General features: G+C 64.8%; 21 protein-coding genes. 17 read left to right on the top strand and 4 right to left on the bottom strand.

Features of this window, described 5'->3' with window-relative positions; translation table 11 throughout:
* The first annotated feature begins 82 nt into the window (after positions 1–82).
* The 16 genes from M2332_RS06390 to M2332_RS06315 all read left to right on the top strand — a co-directional run bounded on the left by M2332_RS06390 (position 83) and on the right by M2332_RS06315 (position 14,169).
* Positions 83–1,228: a phage portal protein gene (locus M2332_RS06390; protein WP_264574914.1), complete on the top strand. Its 1,146-nt coding sequence runs from the start codon at positions 83–85 to the stop codon at positions 1,226–1,228.
* On the top strand, positions 1,225–1,644 hold the full coding sequence (locus M2332_RS06385) for an HK97 family phage prohead protease (protein ID WP_264573395.1): 420 nt from the start codon (positions 1,225–1,227) through the stop codon (positions 1,642–1,644). Before M2332_RS06390 ends, M2332_RS06385 begins: the two co-directional genes overlap by 4 nt.
* Before the next feature lie 79 nt (positions 1,645–1,723).
* Complete coding sequence (locus M2332_RS06380) at positions 1,724–2,875, top strand: phage major capsid protein (protein ID WP_264573394.1); 1,152 nt, start codon at positions 1,724–1,726, stop codon at positions 2,873–2,875.
* Between the two features lie 95 nt (positions 2,876–2,970).
* Positions 2,971–3,510 (top strand): head-tail connector protein, encoded by a 540-nt coding sequence (locus tag M2332_RS06375; RefSeq protein WP_264573393.1) that lies wholly within the window; start codon positions 2,971–2,973, stop codon positions 3,508–3,510.
* An 8-nt stretch (positions 3,511–3,518) separates the two neighbouring features.
* A complete protein-coding gene (locus tag M2332_RS06370) occupies positions 3,519–3,902 on the top strand; it encodes a DUF3168 domain-containing protein (protein ID WP_264573392.1) in 384 nt (127 codons plus the stop codon).
* Positions 3,903–3,963: 61 nt separating this feature from the next.
* Positions 3,964–4,371, top strand: coding sequence for a phage major tail protein, TP901-1 family (locus M2332_RS06365; RefSeq protein ID WP_264573391.1), 408 nt, complete (start codon positions 3,964–3,966; stop codon positions 4,369–4,371).
* Positions 4,368–4,688 (top strand): gene transfer agent family protein, encoded by a 321-nt coding sequence (locus M2332_RS06360; protein WP_264573390.1) that lies wholly within the window; start codon positions 4,368–4,370, stop codon positions 4,686–4,688. Before M2332_RS06365 ends, M2332_RS06360 begins: the two co-directional genes overlap by 4 nt.
* Positions 4,685–4,894 (top strand): phage tail assembly chaperone, encoded by a 210-nt coding sequence (locus tag M2332_RS06355; RefSeq protein WP_264573389.1) that lies wholly within the window; start codon positions 4,685–4,687, stop codon positions 4,892–4,894. The genes M2332_RS06360 and M2332_RS06355 overlap by 4 nt, the downstream gene beginning before the upstream one ends.
* A gap of 145 nt (positions 4,895–5,039) precedes the next feature.
* Positions 5,040–5,450 (top strand): tail tape measure protein, encoded by a 411-nt coding sequence (locus M2332_RS06350; protein ID WP_413715944.1) that lies wholly within the window; start codon positions 5,040–5,042, stop codon positions 5,448–5,450.
* A gap of 158 nt (positions 5,451–5,608) precedes the next feature.
* The gene (locus tag M2332_RS06345; protein ID WP_264573388.1) at positions 5,609–7,936 is read left to right on the top strand and encodes a DUF2460 domain-containing protein; all 2,328 of its coding nucleotides are present in this window, start codon (positions 5,609–5,611) and stop codon (positions 7,934–7,936) included.
* Positions 7,933–8,748 (top strand): DUF2163 domain-containing protein, encoded by an 816-nt coding sequence (locus M2332_RS06340; RefSeq protein ID WP_264573387.1) that lies wholly within the window; start codon positions 7,933–7,935, stop codon positions 8,746–8,748. The genes M2332_RS06345 and M2332_RS06340 overlap by 4 nt, the downstream gene beginning before the upstream one ends.
* A gap of 3 nt (positions 8,749–8,751) precedes the next feature.
* Positions 8,752–9,150: a peptidoglycan endopeptidase gene (locus tag M2332_RS06335; protein WP_264573386.1), complete on the top strand. Its 399-nt coding sequence runs from the start codon at positions 8,752–8,754 to the stop codon at positions 9,148–9,150.
* A 3-nt stretch (positions 9,151–9,153) separates the two neighbouring features.
* Positions 9,154–11,370: a phage tail protein gene (locus M2332_RS06330; protein WP_264573385.1), complete on the top strand. Its 2,217-nt coding sequence runs from the start codon at positions 9,154–9,156 to the stop codon at positions 11,368–11,370.
* 56 nt (positions 11,371–11,426) lie between these two features.
* Positions 11,427–11,924, top strand: coding sequence for a DUF2793 domain-containing protein (locus tag M2332_RS06325; protein WP_264573384.1), 498 nt, complete (start codon positions 11,427–11,429; stop codon positions 11,922–11,924).
* A gap of 194 nt (positions 11,925–12,118) precedes the next feature.
* The gene (locus M2332_RS06320) at positions 12,119–13,207 is read left to right on the top strand and encodes an OmpA family protein (protein WP_264573383.1); all 1,089 of its coding nucleotides are present in this window, start codon (positions 12,119–12,121) and stop codon (positions 13,205–13,207) included.
* 230 nt (positions 13,208–13,437) lie between these two features.
* A complete protein-coding gene (locus tag M2332_RS06315) occupies positions 13,438–14,169 on the top strand; it encodes a Bax inhibitor-1/YccA family protein (RefSeq protein WP_264571054.1) in 732 nt (243 codons plus the stop codon).
* A 103-nt stretch (positions 14,170–14,272) separates the two neighbouring features.
* On the opposite strand, the gene M2332_RS06310 is transcribed toward M2332_RS06315, so the two are convergent.
* The 4 genes from M2332_RS06310 to M2332_RS06295 form a co-directional block, all read right to left on the bottom strand.
* Positions 14,273–14,902, bottom strand: a complete 630-nt coding sequence (locus tag M2332_RS06310) for a glutathione S-transferase family protein (RefSeq protein ID WP_264571053.1) — start codon at positions 14,900–14,902, stop codon at positions 14,273–14,275.
* 51 nt (positions 14,903–14,953) lie between these two features.
* Entirely contained in the window at positions 14,954–15,571 is a 618-nt protein-coding gene (locus M2332_RS06305) for a lipase family alpha/beta hydrolase (RefSeq protein WP_413715943.1), read from the bottom strand.
* A 184-nt stretch (positions 15,572–15,755) separates the two neighbouring features.
* Positions 15,756–18,086, bottom strand: a complete 2,331-nt coding sequence (gene clpA / locus M2332_RS06300) for an ATP-dependent Clp protease ATP-binding subunit ClpA (protein WP_181560356.1) — start codon at positions 18,084–18,086, stop codon at positions 15,756–15,758.
* 143 nt (positions 18,087–18,229) lie between these two features.
* Complete coding sequence (locus M2332_RS06295; protein WP_181560355.1) at positions 18,230–18,430, bottom strand: DUF1192 domain-containing protein; 201 nt, start codon at positions 18,428–18,430, stop codon at positions 18,230–18,232.
* Between the two features lie 190 nt (positions 18,431–18,620).
* Between M2332_RS06295 and M2332_RS06290 the strand changes: the two genes are divergently transcribed.
* Positions 18,621–19,601, top strand: coding sequence for an NAD(P)H-quinone oxidoreductase (locus M2332_RS06290; RefSeq protein ID WP_264574912.1), 981 nt, complete (start codon positions 18,621–18,623; stop codon positions 19,599–19,601).
* Positions 19,602–19,688: the final 87 nt, after the last annotated feature.

The raw sequence follows: 19,688 nt of genomic DNA, 5'->3' as shown, positions 1-19,688 counted from the left end.
CCGTCGCGACCGATAAGTGAATCTTGCAGCCGCCAGCCCCGACGCTGGCGGCTTTTTCGTGCGCAAGCGAGGAGACGATCAGGTGAAATGGTTTGGACGAAAAGCCGCGTCGACACCGGCGCGGCCGCCGCTGGCGCGCGCCTGGCTGGGGCTTGGCTGGGCAGGAGCGGGCGACTGGCCGCAAAGTTATGAGGTGCAGCTCAAGGCGGCAGTGATTGCCAACCCGGTGGCGCAGCGTGCGGTGCGGCTGGTGGCAGAGGCGGCGGGAAGCGCGGCGTTGCACGCGTTGGCTGCCAAGGAGGGGGATGCGCAAGCGGCTCTGGCGCTCGTGCAGCGGCGCGTGGCGGGGCAAAGTCTCATCGAGATGCTCGCCGCGCATGTGCTGCTGCATGGCAATGGTTACGCACAGATTGGCCATGGCGCCGATGGTCTGCCCGCGACCCTCTATGCCCTGCGCCCCGAACGGGTGACAATCGAGCAGGATCGTGCCGGTTGGCCTGTGGGCTATCGTTACCGGGCGGGCGATAGCGAGATGCGCTATGCCAGCGAGGATGCGGCGGGGCGGACCGCGGTCATCCACGTCAAAGCGATCAACCCCGCAGACGATCATTATGGGCTAGGCTGCCTGGGCGCTGCAGCGGGTGCGGTGGCGATCCACAATGCGGCGACGCAGTGGAACAAGGCGCTTCTCGACAATGCGGCGCGGCCATCCGGCGCCCTCATTTATGCGCCGGGCGATGGCAGCGTGCTCGCGCCCGAGCAGTTCGCCCGGTTGAAGGCCGAACTGGAAGGCGCATTTCAGGGTGCGGACAATGCGGGGCGGCCGATGCTGCTGGAGGGCGGGCTGAACTGGCAGTCGATGAGCCTTTCCCCGCACGACATGGATTTCGTGGCGCTAAAGGCAGCGGCGGCGCGGGACATCGCGCTCGCCTTCGGTGTGCCTCCCGTGCTGATTGGGATGCCGGGGGACAGCACCTACTCGAATTATCGGGAGGCCAATAAGGCGCTGTGGCGGCAAAGCGTCCTGCCGCTGCTGGCCAAACTGCTTGGCGCGCTCGGGCAGGGGCTGCGCGACTTCTGGCCCGAACTGGTGCTGGAGGTCGATCTCAACCGCTTGCCCGCGCTCGCCGAGGACAGGATGCTGCTGTGGGACCGGATCGAGAGGGCAGATTTCCTTTCGACTGAGGAAAAGCGCGCGATGCTGGGGCTGGACGCCACGCGCGCATGAGCGCCGGGACCGTGCGGTTCGCAGGTTATGCGGCGATCTTCGACAAGATTGATCAGGGCGGCGATGTCATCGCGCCGGGCGCCTTCTCGGCCAGCCTCTCGCGCCGTGCGGCGACAGCGCTGCCGCTGCTCTGGCAGCATCGCGCGGGCGCGGTGATCGGGCGGATCGATCATGTCGCGGAGGATGCACGCGGGTTGCGGGTGATCGGCACGATTAGTGCGGCCGGGCCGACAGCGGAACAGGCGAAGGCGCTGCTGCGCGATCGCCGGATTGAGGGATTGTCCTTCGGCTATCGCGTGGTGTCGGCGCAGGGTCATCAGCCCCGCCGGCTCGATGCACTCGATCTGGTCGAGGTGAGCCTGGTGACTCACCCGATGCAGCCGCTGGCGCGGGTTCACGCGGTGGAGGCTGGCTGACAGCGCGCGCCGATTTTCTGGATGTTCGAGGGGCCGACTGCGGCCCCTTTTTTGTTTTTGACCGCAGGAGAATGACGCAATGCAGGACGTGGAAACCAAAAGCCTTGAGGAGAGCTTCGACGCGATCCTGCAGGCAGACCGGCTGACGGGCATGGAAGCCCGGATGGACGCCTTTGACGAAGCGCTGCGCAAGCAGGCCGAGCGGGCGATGGCGCTGGCCGGTCGGCCGCCGCTGGATGGCGCCAAGGGCAGCGATGTCGACCCGGCGCGCGCGGCCTTTACCGACCGCTATCTGCGGCGCGGCATCGAGGCCGGCGTGGAGCTGAAGAGCTTCTCGGGCGCGAGCGGCGGCAGCGGTGGCTATGCGGTGCCGCGCGAGATCGACCAGATGATCGACGCGGCGCTCAAGTCGATTTCCCCGATCCGCGCGGTGGCCAATGTGGTGCGTACGGGGTCGGCGGGATACCGCAAGCTTGTGACGACCGGCGGTGTCGTATCCGGCTGGGCGGCCGAGACGGCAGCGCGGCCCGAGACGGCGACCCCCACCTTCCAGGAAATCGCGCCGCCCTCCGGCGACCTTTACGCCAATCCGTCGGCCAGCCAGGCGATGCTGGACGATGCCCAGTTCGATGTGGAGAGCTGGCTCGCCGAGGAAATCGCCCGCGAGTTTGGACGAGCCGAAGGCGCGGCATTCGTCAATGGCGACGGGACGAGCAAGCCCAAGGGCTTCCTGACCTATGCCACCACCAATCAGGCGGACAGCGTCCGCCCGTTCGGGTCGCTGCAATATGTCGCATCGGGCGCAGCGGGCGGCTTTAGTGCCAGCAATCCGCAGGATCGGCTGATCGACCTCGTCCAGTCGCTACGGGCGCCCTATCGGCAGGGTGCGGTATTCGTGATGAATGCCGCGACGCTGGCGACGATCCGCAAGTTCAAGACCAGTGACGGCGCGTTCCTGTGGCAGCCGAGCATGATCGCGGGCCAGCCTGCGACGCTGCTTGGGTATCCGGTGATCGAGGCCGAGGACATGCCCGACATCGCCGCCAACAGCCTTTCCATCGCCTTCGGCAACTTCGCCAATGGCTATGTGATCGCCGAGCGCAGCGAGACGAGCATCCTGCGCGATCCCTTCACCAACAAGCCGTTCGTCCACTTCTACGCAGTGAAGCGGATCGGCGGCGCGGTCGCCAACAGCGAGGCCATCAAGCTCATGAAGTTCGCCGCCTCCTAACGAGGCCCTGATCGGCGAACCAATGAGGGGCGCCATGCCGGTCTCTCCCCGCCGGCATGGCGCCTTTTTCTCATGCTTGAAGGATGGCTGCGATCATGACCGTGACAATCGAGAAGGGCGGGCCGCTCGCGGTGCCGCTCGAAGACCTGAAGCAGTATCTGGGCATCAGCCTTAGCGACGATGATGCTGCGCTCACCGATCTGCTGTGCGCGGCGAGCGAGGCGGCCGAGCAATATCTCGGCCAGATGCTGATCGAGAGAGCTGTGACCGAAGTGCGCGGCGCCAGCGGCGCATGGGGTCGGCTGACGATGGCGCCGGTCAGCGCGATCAGCAGCATTGAAGGACTGCCGGCGGATGGCGCGGCGTTCGTCCTGCCGGTTACGGCCTATGCCATCGATATCGATGGGCAGGGGGCGGGGTGGGTGCGCATCCTCAATCCGGGATCGGCCGGGCGGGTTCGCGTGACCTATCGTGCCGGGCTTGCCCTTGCCACGGACAATGTGCCCGATGCGCTTCAGCACGCCGTCGTTCGGCTGGCGGGCGAGTGGTATGCGCGACGCGACGGGCTGGAGGGAGACCTGCCGGCATCGGTCGTCGCCCTGTTGCGACCCTGGCGTCAGGTGCACCTCGCATGAGCGGCGAGATGGCAGTGAGGGGGGCGGTGATCGCCGCGCTCCGCAACGATGCGGACCTGATGGCGCTGGTCAACCTCGTGAGCAATGGCGAGCCGATCAAGGCAAGCCCGCCCTGGCTTCTGGTCGGCGAGACGGTGTCGACCGGCTGGGGCGCGCGGGATGTGACGGGTCTGGCGCTCCGCTTGCCCATCCAGCTGGTCGTTCGTGGCGATGATCTGGCGCGGGTGACCGCCGTGCTTGCGCGCGTGGATGCCGTGCTCGCGGGGGTCGATGGCGATCTGGGCGACTGGCGGATCACCAGCTTGCGGTTCGAGAGATCACGCATCCTGCGCAGCCGCACCGAGTGGCGAGCGAGCGCCGACTATGCCGTGCGGGCGGCGCGGCTGAATTGAAGCCCGCATCTCGCCTTCGCTCGGTGCGAGCGGGGATGCGGATACAGAAAGGATCAAGGCGATGGCAGTGGAGAAGGGCAGCGCGTTTCTGCTCAAGATCGGCAACGGAAGTTCGCCGGTGAGCTATGCGACGGTGGCGGGGCTGCGCGCTACGCAGCTTTCCGTCAATGGTGAGGCGGTGAATGTCACCTCCAAGGATTCCGGCGGCTGGCGCGACCTTCTGCCGGGCGCGGGGGTGCGCTCCGTGAGTGTGTCAGGCTCCGGCATCTTTACCGGATCGGCGGCGGAAACCCGGCTGCGCAATCATGCGCTGGCCGGTGCCATCGACGATTATGAACTGAGCTTCGAGAGTGGCGAGAAGCTGCGTGGGCGGTTTCTGGTCACGCGGCTGGACTATGCCGGCGACTATAATGGCGAGCGCACCTATACGCTCGCGCTGGAAAGCTCAGGCGCCGTGAGCGCACTATGAGCGGGGCGGTCGCGAATGAGGCGCGCGGGGAAGCCGCGCTGATGGTCGGCGAGCACGGCCTGACGGTGCGCCCGAGCTTTGCGGCGTTGGTCGCTGCCGAGCGCGAGACCGGGCCGTTGCTTGCGCTGGTCGAGCGCGCGGCGGACGGGCGGCTCGGCCTCGCCGAGATGGAAGCTCTGTTGTGGCACTGCCTTGCGGATCGACCCGAGGCGATGGCCCGAGCCGATCTGGGCGACGCGCTGATCGCGCAAGGGGTGGGCGTGGCCTTGCCGGCGCTTCGGGCAATCATGCGGCAGGTCGTGGCTGGCGGGGCATGACGTCGGCCTGCTTTGCGGAGGTCGCGCGCACCCTGGCCGGGCAGGCCGGGCTGTTGCTCGGCTGGCGCCCCGACGAGTTCTGGCGGGCCACACCGGCCGAGCTGGCCGACGCCTTGGCGGTGTTGCGCGATCTGGGCGGCCCCCAGGTCGCGCCGTTCGACCGATCTGGACTGGCCAAGATGATGGAAAGGCATCCCGATGGATGAGGATATGCAAAGCCTGTTCGCGCCGATGGGCAGCGACATGGCCCGCTTGCGCGAAGATGCCAGCGGTCTGCGGGACGAGCTGGATTGACTGAGCGCAGGCGCGGAACGAGCGAGCCGCACCATCGAGGCGGGGCTGCTGCGTGCTGTGCGGACGGGGCGGATCGGCTTTGAAGATCTCGGCAAGATCGCGCTGTCCGTCATGGACCAGATCGCCCGTTCGGCGGTTCGTAACGGCTTGGAGGCGATCCTCGGCGGCGGAGGCTCTTCCGGGCTTTTGGGGTTGGGAACGAGCCTCCTCACCGGTGCGCTTGGGTTGCCCGGCCGGGCAACGGGCGGCCCGGTGGCGCCGGGGCGGGCCTATCTCGTTGGCGAGCGCGGGCCGGAAGTGTTCGTCCCGACGAACAGCGGCCAGATTGTGTCCGGCGTCGGTGGCCAGGGCGGACGAGACGTGCGCGTCTCGATCACCGTCAATGGCAGCGGGCAGGACGCGCCGCGCGCGCTGGCGCGCAGTGCGCGTCAGGTGGCGCGGGCGGTGCGTGGGGCGCTCGGGGATTAGGCGTTTTTCGCGTCCATGACTGTGTCTCGACTTGAGCCGAGAGGCTGAAGTTTACCCTGAGCGCCCGCCTGCGGGCGGTCGAAGGGCTCGATACAAACGGGTGCCGGGGGAACGCCCGTCCCAGTGGCTGCGCTCAATATTGGCAGAGGACAATCCTTATGGCCTACTGGCTGGCGACCGAGAGGCGCAATCAGGAGAGCAGCGTCGTCAAGCGCTTCTCGCCACCTTTCTGGACCGTCAATTTCCCCCGGCCGATGACGGCCTCCGTCGTGACGGTCGGGGATGATGGATTGCGCGTCGATGCGGTGTTCCATGGCTCGGGCGACCTTGCCGGGCTGATCTGGGAATCGGCTGATGTACGGGACCATCCGCTGCTCCGTTATGAGACGCGACGGGATTATCGTGGCTGCACCTTGCGGTTCCGCTGGCGGAGTGCTGGGGTCAAGCCGCTCGATGCCATTCAGGGCCCGACGTTGACGCTTGAGGGGCGGGACGCGGCCGGCAATGCGCGGGCCTGGTATGTGCGGCTCTGGAACTATGCGGAAGGCAGTCCGGAGGACGCGGTCGTCACCCTCGACTTCGGCGCGTTGGTCGGTGGCTTTGCCTTGCCGGCCGATGCGGACCCGGTGGATGCGCGGGATATTGACCGCCTGTTCATCTCCATCGTCCAGACCGATTATGACGAGGGAGAGACGACCTTTCCTGACGCCCGCGAAGGCTGGGTGGAGGTCAGCGAGATGGTTTGCGAGGGGGCAGGATCGATCATCGCCATGGGCGATCCGATGCTGCCGGAGCATGGGCTGTCGATCGCCAGCGGCTATGATGATGCGTACAATCAGACGCCTGAGCGCTTGCTGCGGCAGGTGCTGGCGCTGGGCTATCGCGGCGCGATCAATCATTATGTCGGGATGAGCCACTATATGCGGCTCGCCCCTGATGGCAGCGATTTTCGCGTGACGCTGGCGGGCGGTGCGCTGGCGACGCCATGCCGGCGCTGGCACGAGGACTTCGCTGCGCGCTGCAAGGCGCTGGGGTTTGGGCTGATCCTGTCGCTCGCTTATGAGTTGTTCGATGCCTATTGCCCATCTGAGTGGAAGCAGCGGGCGTGGGACGGAGCGCCCGCGCTGACAGGGTGGACGCCGCCCTCCGCCCTGCTTTCGCCAGCCAATGCTGCGGCTAACGACTATTTGCGTTCGGTGGCGCGGGCCTTTGCGGGCATCGCGCGGGATGCCGGGCTAGCGGTGCGTTTCCAGATCGGTGAGCCCTGGTGGTGGGTGATGTCGGATGGGCGACCCTGCCTGTATGACGATGCTGCCCGCGCTGCGTTCGGGAGTGCCGCCGTGGAAATTCCGACGGTTCGCGATACGCTCGACAGCGGGCAGATCGCTTTGCTGGATGCGGCTGGCGCTCTGCTGGCCGCTTCGACGGCGGGCGTGGCGGATGCCGTGCGCGCGGAGACGCCGGGCGCCGAGCTTCTTCTGCTTGTCTATCTGCCGAGCGTGCTGGACCCTGAGGCGCCGGAGCTCAAACGCGCGAACGTTCCGACAGGCTGGGCCGCGCCGGCTTTCGACCGGTTGCAGATCGAAGATTATGACTGGGTGACCGAGGGGCGAACCGCCCGCTCAGCCGCAGGGCGCGCCGCGATGGACGCGCGCCTGGGCTATCCGCCAGACGCGCAGCACTATTTCGCCGGATTTTTGCCGGCTGGCTCCACCGATGAGTCAATGCAGACCGGTTGGGACCGCATTGCCACAGCGGCAGATGGTGCGCGGGCGCGCGGCCATGCCGCTACCTTTATCTGGGCGCTACCCCAGGTCGCGCGGGACGGCTTTACCTATTTCCAGCTTTCAGGAGATGCGGACGTGCAGCATTTCGACGACCTCGCCTTTCCGCTCGACATTGGCAATCGCGCGCAGGTGGCACCGGCTTTCTCGACACGGATCGTGGAGAGCGTGTCCGGCCATGAGCAGCGCAGCACGCAATGGGCCGACGCGCGGCTGCAGTTCGATGCGGGACCGGGCGTGCGATCCGAGGCGGATATCGCGACGCTCATCGCCTTTTTTCGGGCTCGACGCGGTGCAGCGCGAGGGTTTCGGTTTCGTGATCCGTTCGACCATACGTCCGGCCCGTTCGGCGTCGCGCCGGGGCCGTTCGATCAGTGGATCGGAACGGGCGATGGCGTGACGACGAGCTTCCAGTTGCGCAAGAATTACGGGGTGGATGATCCCCAGCAACGACGGATCACGCGGCCCATGGCAGGGAGCATCAGGGTTGCGGTGGACGGGGTGGAGCGGTTTGCCGGCTGGTCTCATCCAGGTATGGGGGAGGTCGCGTTCGATGACCCGCCGTCCGAGGGCGCGGTGGTGACGGCGGGCTTTGTCTTCGACGTGCCCGTGCGCTTCGCCGAAGACCGGCTGGACATCGACCGAGAGACGTTTGCGGCGGCGATTGTCCCGTCCGTCCCGCTCTTGGAGGTGCGCGAGTGAGCACTGCAGCGATCCTGAGCAAGCCGCTCTGCGCGCTTGCTTTCTGCTGGCGACTGGAGCGGCGGGATGGCGTGACCATCGGCCTGACTAGCCATGATCGGGGCCTGCGGGCGCATGGCCTGCATTATGCGGCAGCACCCGGGATCACGCCGAGCGCCATCGTGCAGGGTGGCAGCGACCCGGACCTGACGGACTTGCAGGGCGCCATTAGCAGCGCGGCCATCAGCGAGGTCGATCTCGATGCCGGGCGCTGGGACGGCGCGACACTGCTCCTGCATCTCACCGAATGGACCGAACCCGGGGTGCTCTGGCTGGAACTTGCGCGCGGCGAACTGGGAAGCATCGAGCGGCGCGGCGGCGCTTATTCGGTGAGCCTGCGGTCCACGCTTGCTTCGGCGCTTGAGCGACCGGTCGCGCCGGTGACCAGCGCCACCTGCCGGGCGACGCTGGGGGATGCGGATTGCCGGATCGATTTGCGACGGCATCAGCAGATCGTCGCGGTTGGTGCCGTGGCGGATGACCGCGTTGCGTGCGGTGGCCTGCTGGCTGGGGTGTATCCCTTCGGCTCGTTGCGCTGGCTGGAGGGGCCCAATTGCGGCCTCCTGCAGACCATTGTCGATCAGGAGGCGGGGGGCGTTTTCTTGGCAGAACCGCCGGTGTTTCCGGTGGCAGCAGGCACGCGCGCGCTGTTGACGCAGGGGTGCGACAAGCGCCTTGCGACCTGTGCGGGGCGGTTCGGCAATGCTGTCAATTTCCGCGGGGAGCCGCATCTGCCCGGCATGGACCTGCTGACGCGCTATCCGGGGAGCTGAGTGATGGACGTGGGCGAACGAATGGCGGCCGAGGGCTTGGCCTTGGTCGGTGTGCGCTTTCGGCTGCACGGGCGCAGCGTAGAGACGGGGGTGGACTGTGTGGGCTTGGTTGCGCTGGCGGCGCGGCGGGCCGGAGTCCGCGTTCCCACGCTCCCGACCTATAAGCTGAGGGGGATGGGGCAGGCGAGGGCAGTGCAGAACCTCGCGGCATGCGGCCTCTCGCCGGCGCCGGAGCTGGGCGAAGGCGCCGTGCTGCTGGTCGATAGCGGTCCGATGCAGTTGCATCTGATGATCGTGACGCGGGGCGGTCATGTCCATGCTCATGCCGGACTGGGCAAGGTAGTGCTGATGCCGGGGCCGTCGCCCTGGCCGGTGCTGGGTGCGTGGCAATTTCAGGAGTAGCGCATGGCGACATTGGTTCTCACCGCCGTGGGCAGTGCCCTTGGCGGAACGTTCGGCGCTGTGGGCGCGGCGGTTGGCGGCGCGGTCGGCGCGCTCGCCGGGCGGTCTGTCGACGCGCTGATTTTTCGACCCGGCGGGCGGACGGGGCCCCGGCTGAGCGACCTTCAGGTCCAGACATCTCGTTACGGCGCGGCGATCCCGCGCATCCACGGAACGATCCGTGTCGCGGGGACGGTGATCTGGGCCACGGACCTTCAGGAGAGCAAATCGACCAGCGGTGGAGGCAAGGGCAGCCCAAGCGTCACGACTTACAGTTATTCCGCGAGCCTGGCTGTTGCGCTTTCCTCACGGCCTATTCTCGGCATCGGGCGCATCTGGGCGGACGGCAATCTGCTTCGTGGTGCAGTGGGGGATTTCAAATCGCCGCTCACGGCATTTCGGCTGTATCTGGGCGGGCCGGACCAGATGGTGGACCCGCTGGTTGCGTCCGCAGTGGGCGTGACGCAATGTCCTGCTTATCGCGGCTGTGCTTACGTCGCGTTCGAAGGGCTGCAGCTGGCGGACTTCGGCAACCGGATTCCCTCGCTGACGTTCGAAGTGATCGCTGATGCCGAACCAGTGGCCCTGCCGGCGATTGCCTCCGACCTTGCCGGGCGCACCGTCAGTCATGCCGGAGACGGCGATCCAGCGCGTCTGCTGGGCTTCGCGGCGGAAGGGACAGTGGAGGAAGCGATGCGCGACATCGTCTCACTCCACGACGTGCGATGGACAGAGCGCGAGGGGGCGCTTGCGTTGAACAGTGGGATGGTGACGGGCCAAGCCATCGATCGGGCAGCCGCCGTGCGCAGCATAGACGGCGAGAAGCAAGCCGAGCCTCAATATGTCCGCACACCGATCGAGACGGTGGCTGCCCGGCTGGCGATCCGTCACCACGACCCGGCTCGCGACTATCAGCTTGGCTTGCAGACCGCGTTGCGGGCGGGGCCGGGGATGCGCAGCGAGGAAATCGACTTGCCGGCCGCGATGGGCGCGGACGATGCCCGGCGCCTGGCCGACCGGAAGTTGCGCAATGCGCTCCGGCGGCGCCGAAGCGTCAATATCGGCACTGGTTGGAGCGCGCTGGACCTTGGTCCGGGCGATCTTGTGACGGTCGCGGGCGAGCCGGGGCAGTGGCTCGTCGAGACGACGGAATGGGATGACATGGCCGTCAGGCTCAGCTTGCAGGCTTTTGAGAGCGGCACGCGGGCCATCGCAGGCGCAGGGGCCTCCGGGGAGCCGGTCCGTCAGCCTGACCTCGTCCAGGGGCCGACCAGTCTGACGATTGTGGAGTTGCCGGGTGACGGGACTACGATTTCCACGAGCCCCGTCCTTGCGGCAGCGGCGTGCGGTACAAATGCCGGGTGGCGGCGCGCGGCCCTCTTTCGCTATGATCCGGTGCTGGAGATTGCCGAGCCCATTGGCAGCACAGCGCCGCGCGCCGTGATGGGCCGCACTGGTGGCGCGCTGCCTCCGGGCGCGCCGTGGCGGATCGACCTTTCCAGCAGCATTGAGATCATTCTCGACGATCCCGGTGATGTGTTGACCGGGGTGGGGGACGATCTTCTGCTCGGCGGCGCGAACATCTGCCAGATTGGAAAGGAACCGCTGCAATTTGGTCAGGCGGACGTCATCGCGCCGGGGCATTATCGTCTGTCACGGCTCGTTCGCGGGCGCATGGGCACCGAATGGGCCATGACTGGGCACGATGCGGGCGAACGGTTCGTGCTGATCGACCCCGAGCGGCTGGCGCCGATCTCGGTCGAGCAAAGCGCGGTTGGAACGACGCTGACTCTGAGGGCGATCGGCAGCGGTGATGGTACACCCGCGCAGGACAGGCTTTTGATCGAGGGCCATGCATTGATGCCCCTTTCGCCGGTGCATGGGCGGCGCACGACTTTGGCCGGTGGTGATGTTGAGATCAGTTGGGTTCGCAGAAGCCGGCTTGGCTCGGCATGGATCGACGGCGTGGATGCGCCCCTCGGGGAGGAGCGGGAGGCTTATGCGGTCAGTGTCGTCGCAGACGGAGTGACATTGCGGCGATGGGAAACGACGCTCCCGTCCTGCGTCTACGCGGCGAGTGACGTTGCGGCCGATCTCGCGACCGCGGCCTCGGCTGGCGTGCAGATCGAAGTGAGGCAGATGGGAAGCTGGGGAGCGGGGCGAGCGCTCGTCATTCCCTAGCCCTGTCTTATCCGCGTCTGCGCGCGCGACTTCCCACATCAGAAGGACGACGATCTATGGCTCAAACCGATCGATTTGGCTTGCCGCTGCTCTCTGCTGGGCAGGCGCAAAAGGAACTTACCCATAATGAGGCCTTGTCGCTCATCGACATCGCAATCGGGCGAGTGGTGGAAAGCGCGAGCCTGTCAGCGCCTCCCGCCGCGCCCGATCTGGGTGCATGCTGGCTCGTCGGGAGTGGGGCGACAGGCGAATGGGCAGGGCGCGAGCGGATGATTGCTGCGTGGACTGCGGCTGGATGGCGCTTCCTCGCGCCGTTCGAGGGCTTGCATTGCTGGAAGCGGGATACGCAAAGTGGCGTGAGATTCCAGGCCGGCGACTGGCGGGAAGAAGGTCTGCGGACTGACGGTTTCTATGTTGATGGCGAGAAAGTGATTGGCAGCAGGCGGCCTGCAATCGCGAATCCATCCGGGGGGGCGCCCGTCGATTCGCAGGCGAGAGAGGCGATCATTTCAGTGCTTGATACCCTGAGGGCGCACGGTCTCATCGCATCGTAACCACGCATAAAGCACAAAGACGTTGTCGGTTCCCAACATGCGGACGCGACAGGCAATATTTCCTGCAGGGCCAACATTAGCTGACCACAATGCGGCATTTAGGCAACATCATGCGATTGTGCGCTTGAAACCTTTGCGGCGCACTCCTAAAAACGTCGAGCAGCATTTTACGATCAACCTGAAAGGGGAATGATATGCGGAAGCTTGGCCTCGCCATAGCGCTCGCTTCGACCGCGATGGCATCACCATCGCTCGCCAAGGACGGCGCCTGGTATCTGGGCGGCGACGTTGGCGCGATCATCGTCGAGGACTCTGACACCACGTATGACGCCGGCACCGTTGCCGGTGTGGCAGCGACCACTGGCGTCACGGCCAACACCCCGCACAAGGTCGGTTACGACGCCGCGGGTTATGTGGGTTACGACTTCGGCGCGTTCCGCCTGGAAGCCGAATATTCGCACAAGAAGGCGATGAACAAGAACACCACCTACTCGAACCTGACGACGGCTCTGCCCGGCGGCCAGGCTCGCGTGGACAGCATCATGCTGAACGGTATGCTCGACTTCGGTCCCGATGATGGCCTGCAGGGCTTCGTCGGCGGCGGCGTCGGCGTTGCGCGGTCCAAGATCTCGCTGCCCGACACGCGCGATTCCGACACGGGCTTCGCCTGGCAGGCAATCGCTGGCGTCCGTTATCCGGTGAGCAACAATGTCGATCTGTCGCTGAAGTATCGCTTCTTCAACCACAGCAACATCGACCTGATCAACACCGCTGGCACGCCGCTGGAAACTGAGGTTCGCAGCCACAGCATCCTGGCTGGCCTGGTGTTCAACTTCGGTGGTGAAGAGCCGGCTCCGCCGCCGCCTCCCCCGCCGCCCCCGCCGCCGCCTCCCCCGCCGCCTCCGCCTCCGCCGCCTCCGCCGGTCGCGCAGTGCCAGCCGGGGCCGTACATCGTGTTCTTCGAGTGGGATAGCGCCGACGTTACGCCGGATGCTGCCTCGATCCTCGACAACGCGGTTTCGGCTTATGCGAACTGCGGTAGTGCGCAGGTCATGCTCGCTGGTCACGCTGACCGTTCGGGCTCGCCGCGCTACAACATGGGCCTTTCCGAGCGTCGTAACGCTTCGGTCCGTGGCTACCTCACCTCGCGCGGCATCTCCGACGGCGTCATCTCGACGCAGGCCTTCGGTGAGACGCGTCCGCGTGTCGACACGGCCGACGGTGTGCGTGAACTCCAGAACCGTCGCGTGGAAATCACCTACGGTCCGGGTTCGGGCAACTAAGAACTTTCCGCTTCGGCGGGACGAACAAGGAAGGGGCCGGCTTATCCGGCCCCTTTTTTTGTGTGAAAGAGCGTTGGGCTGTCAGCTTGCGTCTATGGGCGCGCATCGAGAGCGGGCGATACAGCAGGCATGATAAGCCTCGCGGACCGGTTTCACTTGAAATCTAAGGGCATAGCCCGATATTGTGCGCTGATAGTCCGGCGCTGTTGCCGGAAAGAGGAGATGATAAAATGGCGAATTGGCCAGATCCCCGGTCGTCCGCTACGGGCTACGGTGGTGCTTCCACGCATGCGAGCGAGGTTGCTTATGACGCAGGCCTGCGCTCCTACATGCTCTCGATCTACAATTACATGGCCAGCGGCGTGCTGGTCACGGGTATCGTTGCGCTGTTGTTTGCAAGCTCCGGCTTCGCAGCTCAGGTGCTGGTGACCCCGCTGCGGTGGGTAATCATGCTGGCCCCGATGGCCTTCGTGATGGTGCTGAGCTTCGGCATCAACAAGCTGCAGACGAGCACCGCGCAAGCGCTGTATTGGGCATTTGCAGTCGTCATGGGCCTCTCCATGTCGTCGATCTTCCTGGTGTTCACGGGTGTCTCGATTGCGCAGACATTTTTCGCCACGGCAGCGGCTTTCGTGGGCCTGAGCCTGTACGGCTATACGACTAAGAAGGACCTCTCCGGTTTCGGCACGTTCCTGATCATGGGCGTGGTCGGTATTCTCGTCGCCATGGTCATCAATATCTTCGTGCAGTCGACGGCGCTTCAGCTGGTCATCAGCATCCTTGGTGTCCTGATCTTTGCCGGCCTGACTGCCTATGATACGCAGCGCCTTAAGAGCCTGTATTTCCAGGTTGCCGGGTCCGACATGATGGGCAAGGCCGTCATCATGGGCGCGCTGAGCCTGTATCTGGACTTCGTGAACATGTTTACGTTCCTGCTGCAGTTCCTCGGCAATCGCGACTGATCTCGCCGGGTTCTTTTCTTGTACAAGAAGGGCTGGGAGACATCCTCCCGGCCCTTTTTCTTATTAGGCCAGCCCGAGTGAGTGCACCGGAACTGAGTCTGGACTAAGCTTTGCCCGACTGCGCCTGCGCGATAAGCGCATTGTCGATTTCCTTCGCGCGCACATAGGCGGGTCGGCTCTCAAGGCGCGCGACATAGTCCGAGAAAATCGGCCGGGAAGGGATGGTGCCGAACTGCAGCCCCCAGACGATATGCGATCCGACATAAACATCGGCTGCCGTGAACATCTCTCCGCAAATAAACGTCTTCCCCCGGAGCGCGCTTTCCAAGGTGTCGATTGTCTGCTCGAAGCTGCCATAGCCCAAAGTCCTTTCCCGACCAGGCTCAGCGACGAAACCCAGTGCACGGTTCGTCACAGCCGCCTCTAGCGGTCCCGCCGCAAAGAACATCCAGCGATAATAATCGGCACGATCGGGCAGGGGTGGGGCCAGCGCTGCTTCGGGAAAGCGATCCGCCAGCCAGGCGCAAATCGCGGCGCATTCTGTGACGACCGCTCCTTCGTACACCACGGCGGGCACCTTTCCCATCGGATTGATGGCCAGATAGGCCGGGCCTTTCATCTCGGTCTGGTAGTCGAGCAGGTGGGTTTCGTACGGGACGCCGACTTCTTCCAGCATCCAGCGGACAATTTGCCCACGCGACATCGGGTTGGTGTAGAATTGAATTTGGCTCATGATCGTCTCCCCAGTGACTGGAACGTATCATGAACGAAATTTAGGGTTTCGTCAAAGCCCTGCCTCACGAGCGAAGCGTCCTTCGCTCAGAAAATGCTTTATCTGGGCATGAGCTGCCGGGTGATAGGGTAGCAGCATATGGGAGAGCGGGAGGACGATGTGGTCCGTCGCGTTCTTCAATCTGGTCGAGGCCACGCTGACCTTGCCGTCGCTCGGCCCGGGCAGAAGGCGTGACGCGCCATAGCGCATCATCGGGCGGTCGCCGGCGATGATGCCTAGCGGATAATCAATGTCACCCAGCATTGCAGTGATCTCTGCGGGGCGCTGCGTGACCAGAGCCGGGGCGGCCCTGCCGAGGATCGGACGCAGCAGAGCATAACGGTGCAATGTGTCGGCTATTTCGCTGCCAGCATTAGGGGTTCCCAACATGACGACCCGGCCCAGCCGTGCCGGGCGCCGCGCTTTGATGAGCGCGCGGGCGACCAGTCCGCCCATGGAATGGCAGACGATGTGGAGAGGCTGATCCGGGCTGCCCGCTGTATCGATTTCTTCCAAGCGTGGGCCGAGTAGTTTGCAGATGCCATCGAGGTCCAGCCGCCAACTGTCGTAACTCAGATCGACGGGCTGATAGCCGGTGCTGCGAAGCATGGCAGCGAGGGGCCGGTTCATCACCGCAAATCCAGCAAAGCCATGAATAAGGACGACAGTTGGCTGCACGGTGGGTTTCAACGCCTGATCATGCCTGAGCGATCCCAGCCATTCTCATGGTGATGCGGATATCCTGAAAACAAGCCGGCCCCGAGCAACTGCCCGGGGCCGGTCGAGATTATATGAACTGTGCCGTCGATGGCGTTCAGCTCTTTGGCTCTGAGACCTCGGAAGGGCCGCTCTTTGCCTTGCGCGTAGCACTCCCCTTGCTGCGCTTGGGTGCTGCAGGCGTGATCTCGAAGGTGAGAGCGTCGTCCTTGAGGCGGACATGAACCTCGCCACCGTGCACGAGCTTGCCGAACAGCAGTTCCTCGGCGAGGGGCTGCTTGATCTTCTCCTGCATGAGCCGACCCATCGGACGGGCACCGTACAGCTTGTCGTAACCGCGGGCGGTGAGCCAGTTGCGGGCTTCGTCGTCGAGCGTGATGTGGACATCGCGATCGGCCAGTTGAAGCTCGAGTTGCAGGATGAACTTGTCGACCACGCGGGCGACAACCTCGGACGGCAGATAGCCGAAGGGCACGATGGCATCGAGGCGGTTGCGGAATTCCGGCGTGAAGAGCTTCTTCACGGCTTCCTCCTGCACATCTTCGCGCGTCGATTCCCCGAACCCGATCGATTCCTTCGCCATGTCGGACGCGCCGGCATTGGTCGTCATGATCAGGATCACGTTGCGGAAGTCGACGGTCTTGCCGTGGTGATCGGTCAGGCGCCCGTTGTCCATCACCTGCAGCAGGATGTTGAACAGGTCCGGATGGGCCTTTTCGATCTCGTCCAGCAGCAGCACGCAATGCGGGTTCTGGTCGATAGCATCGGTAAGCAGGCCGCCCTGATCATAGCCGACATAGCCCGGAGGCGCGCCGATCAGGCGGCTGACCGAATGCCGCTCCATATATTCCGACATGTCGAAGCGCTGGAGCGGGATGCCGAGCAGCGTGGCGAGCTGGCGGGCGACCTCTGTCTTGCCGACGCCGGTAGGGCCGGAGAAGAGATAGTTGCCGATCGGCTTGTCCGGATCGCGTAGGCCGGCGCGCGACAGCTTGATCGCGGAGCTGAGCACCTCGATGGCCTTGTCCTGCCCGAAGACGACACGCTTGAGATCGGTCTGGAGGGTTTCCAGCACGCTCTTGTCGTCGCTCGACACGGTCTTGGGCGGGATGCGCGCCATCGTGGCGATCACAGCCTCGATCTCCTTGGGCGTGATCATCTTCTTGCGACGCGAGGGCGGCACAAGCATCTGCATCGCGCCGACTTCGTCGATCACGTCGATCGCCTTGTCCGGCAGCTTGCGATCATTGATATACCGCGCTGACAGCTCCACCGCCGCCTTGATGGCATCGGGCGTGTATTTGACCGAGTGGTGATCCTCGAAGGCCGAACGCAGGCCCATGAGGATCTTGACGGTATCATCCACCGTTGGCTCGTTCACATCGATCTTCTGGAAGCGACGCAGCAACGCGCGGTCCTTCTCGAAGTGATTGCGGAACTCCTTGTAGGTCGTCGAGCCGATGCAGCGGATCGCGCCACCCGACAGCGCAGGCTTCAGGAGGTTCGAGGCATCCATGGCTCCGCCTGACGTCGCGCCGGCGCCGATCACCGTGTGGATCTCGTCGATGAACAGCACCGCGTGCGGCATTTTTTCCAGTTCGGTAACGACGGCCTTCAGCCGCTCCTCGAAGTCGCCGCGATAGCGCGTGCCGGCGAGCAGTGCGCCCATGTCGAGCGAGTAGATCACCGCTTCCTTGAGCACGTCTGGCACTTCGCCATTGACGATCTTGCGCGCCAGACCCTCGGCAATGGCCGTTTTGCCCACGCCCGGATCACCCACATAGAGCGGGTTGTTCTTGGAACGCCGGCACAGGATCTGGATCGTCCGATCCACCTCGGAATCGCGGCCGATCAGCGGATCGACCTTTCCTTCCTTCGCCTTCTCGTTGAGATTGACGGTGAACTGGTCGAGCGCGCCTTCCTTCTTCTTGGCCTCCGGCTTCTTCTCTTCCTCGGCCTGGGCTGGCTTGGCCGGCTCCGGCGAGGCAGCGCCCTTACCGACGCCGTGCGAGAGATAGGAAACCGCGTCGAGGCGGCTCATGTCCTGCTGCTGCAGGAAATAGACGGCATAGCTCTCCCGCTCGGAGAACAAAGCCACCAGCACATTGGCACCGGTCACTTCTTCCTTGCCAGAAGATTGGACGTGCAGGATCGCGCGCTGGACGACGCGCTGAAACCCGCTGGTCGGAGAGGGGTCGACGCCGCCGGAGACCTTCAGGCTCTCCAGTTCGGTATCGAGATAATGGGTGACCGTGTCGCCAAGCTCACCAAGATCCACGCCACAGGCCTGCATGACCTTTGCGGCATGTTCATCGTCAATCAGCGCCAGCAGCAGATGCTCGAGCGTCGCATATTCGTGCGCGCGCTCCGTGGCATGCGCCAGGGCATTGTGCAGAGTTGTTTCGAGGGCGGACGCGAAAGAGGGCATATCGTTCTACTCCTGCGGCCCGAGAGAGGGTCGCGTTAGGGTCAATGTCGGCACGCCGCGAGCCGCCTTCAAGGGCCGCTCTGTCATCCACCGATTTGCCGGAGGCCGATATGCGCCAGAAGGCGATCCTGCCTCCGCTCTCCTCATTTCTTGAATAGCGCCTCAGCGCTTGCCTTATGGTGAACCGCGCTCGATTTCTTGGCGCGGGTGCGCTCGATTTCGGCTGAAAGAAGGCTGATGCGTTCATCGAGCTCATCGACCGAAAGCCGATCCAAATCTTCGCGGATCAGCTGTGCAATCAGGTCGCCGGGCCGCGCCCGGGGTGAGGCGTCGTCGAAATCCATGGCGACATGCTTGCGCCAAAGTCCGCGCAAGTCAACCGGGGTTGGCAGAAGCCTCGGCATGCCGGAAGGGGCGGTCCCAATCCGCCTATGTTGCTTTCCGGGCTGGTCTTTTTCGCACCGGACTCTAGACGTAGGGCCGATCACGGCCAGCCAGGGGGAGCAAGCCAAGGTGACGAACCTGCCCGAGACCATGCGCGCCATTGCTATTCGGGAGCCAGGCGGGCCGGATGTGCTGACCGAGGTTCAGGTTCCCCTGCCGGTGCCCGCGCAAGGCGAAGTGCTCATTGCGGTCGCGGCGGCAGGCGTCAATCGCCCGGACGTTCTGCAGCGGCAAGGCAGCTATCCGCCTCCGCCCGGCGCCTCCCCGCTGCCGGGGCTGGAAGTGGCCGGAACCATTGTAGCGGTGGGTGAGGGGATAGGCCCCGACGTGATCGGCGAGCGCGTCTGCTCGCTGGTCGCGGGCGGCGGTTATGCCGAATATGCCTGCGCCGACTATGCCCAATGCCTCGCCATTCCGCCGGCGCTCTCGATGGAAGAAGCGGCCGGAATTCCTGAGACGCTGATGACGGTCTGGCACAATCTCTTCGAGCGCGCCTACATCGTGAACGGCGACAGCGTGCTCATCCATGGTGGGACGAGCGGCATCGGCACCATGGCCGTGGCTCTATGCCGGCTGTTCGAGATCACGACGATCGTCACCTGTGGCAGTGACGAGAAGTGCCGCGCCGCGCTGGAATGGGGCGCTGGCCATACGATCAATTATCGCAGCGAGGACTTCGTCGAGGCGGTAAAGCGCATCACGGATGGCAAGGGCGTGACGGCGGTGCTGGACATGGTGGGCGGCGATTATCTTCCGCGCAACCTGGAGTGCCTGGCGGAGGACGGCCGGCATGTCTCCATCGCAGTGCTGGGGGGGGCCAAGGCCGACCTGTTCATTCCCAAAATCATGATGCGCCGCCTGACGCTCACCGGGTCCACATTGCGGGCGCGGACCGCGGGCTTCAAGGGCCTGCTCGTCGATGAGATCCGCCGCACGGTCTGGTCGATGGCGGAGGAGGGTGCGCTGCGTCCCGCACTGGACCGCGTCTTCCCGCTTGGCGAAGCAGCGCAAGCGCACGCGCTGATGGAAGCGGGCGAGCACTTTGGCAAGATCGTCCTGAAGGTGCGGTGAAGAGTTGCCGAGTGACGCAAATCCGTCATATTCCCAGAAAAACTGTCACATTGTTCGGCTAGAGCGCGCTTGGGGAAATGGTGTCCC

This window comes from Sphingobium sp. B11D3A, assembly GCF_025961695.1.
Taxonomy (GTDB): Bacteria; Pseudomonadota; Alphaproteobacteria; order Sphingomonadales; family Sphingomonadaceae; genus Sphingobium.
The sequence above is the reverse complement of the archived record's forward strand: the minus strand, read 5'-3'. Positions and strand labels throughout refer to the sequence as shown.

Excerpts from the sequence above, each read along its gene's own strand:
- M2332_RS06385 (WP_264573395.1), top strand. The coding sequence starts at position 1,225 with ATGAGCGCCGGGACCGTGCGGTTCGCAGGTTATGCGGCGATCTTCGAC.
- M2332_RS06380 (WP_264573394.1), top strand. The coding sequence starts at position 1,724 with ATGCAGGACGTGGAAACCAAAAGCCTTGAGGAGAGCTTCGACGCGATC.
- M2332_RS06375 (WP_264573393.1), top strand. The coding sequence starts at position 2,971 with ATGACCGTGACAATCGAGAAGGGCGGGCCGCTCGCGGTGCCGCTCGAA.
- M2332_RS06370 (WP_264573392.1), top strand. The coding sequence starts at position 3,519 with ATGGCAGTGAGGGGGGCGGTGATCGCCGCGCTCCGCAACGATGCGGAC.
- M2332_RS06365 (WP_264573391.1), top strand. The coding sequence starts at position 3,964 with ATGGCAGTGGAGAAGGGCAGCGCGTTTCTGCTCAAGATCGGCAACGGA.
- M2332_RS06360 (WP_264573390.1), top strand. The coding sequence starts at position 4,368 with ATGAGCGGGGCGGTCGCGAATGAGGCGCGCGGGGAAGCCGCGCTGATG.
- M2332_RS06355 (WP_264573389.1), top strand. The coding sequence starts at position 4,685 with ATGACGTCGGCCTGCTTTGCGGAGGTCGCGCGCACCCTGGCCGGGCAG.
- M2332_RS06345 (WP_264573388.1), top strand. The coding sequence starts at position 5,609 with ATGGCCTACTGGCTGGCGACCGAGAGGCGCAATCAGGAGAGCAGCGTC.
- M2332_RS06335 (WP_264573386.1), top strand. The coding sequence starts at position 8,752 with ATGGACGTGGGCGAACGAATGGCGGCCGAGGGCTTGGCCTTGGTCGGT.
- M2332_RS06330 (WP_264573385.1), top strand. The coding sequence starts at position 9,154 with ATGGCGACATTGGTTCTCACCGCCGTGGGCAGTGCCCTTGGCGGAACG.
- M2332_RS06325 (WP_264573384.1), top strand. The coding sequence starts at position 11,427 with ATGGCTCAAACCGATCGATTTGGCTTGCCGCTGCTCTCTGCTGGGCAG.
- M2332_RS06320 (WP_264573383.1), top strand. The coding sequence starts at position 12,119 with ATGCGGAAGCTTGGCCTCGCCATAGCGCTCGCTTCGACCGCGATGGCA.
- M2332_RS06315 (WP_264571054.1), top strand. The coding sequence starts at position 13,438 with ATGGCGAATTGGCCAGATCCCCGGTCGTCCGCTACGGGCTACGGTGGT.
- M2332_RS06310 (WP_264571053.1), bottom strand. The coding sequence starts at position 14,902 with ATGAGCCAAATTCAATTCTACACCAACCCGATGTCGCGTGGGCAAATT.
- M2332_RS06305 (WP_413715943.1), bottom strand. The coding sequence starts at position 15,571 with ATGAACCGGCCCCTCGCTGCCATGCTTCGCAGCACCGGCTATCAGCCC.
- clpA (WP_181560356.1), bottom strand. The coding sequence starts at position 18,086 with ATGCCCTCTTTCGCGTCCGCCCTCGAAACAACTCTGCACAATGCCCTG.
- M2332_RS06295 (WP_181560355.1), bottom strand. The coding sequence starts at position 18,430 with ATGGATTTCGACGACGCCTCACCCCGGGCGCGGCCCGGCGACCTGATT.
- M2332_RS06290 (WP_264574912.1), top strand. The coding sequence starts at position 18,621 with ATGCGCGCCATTGCTATTCGGGAGCCAGGCGGGCCGGATGTGCTGACC.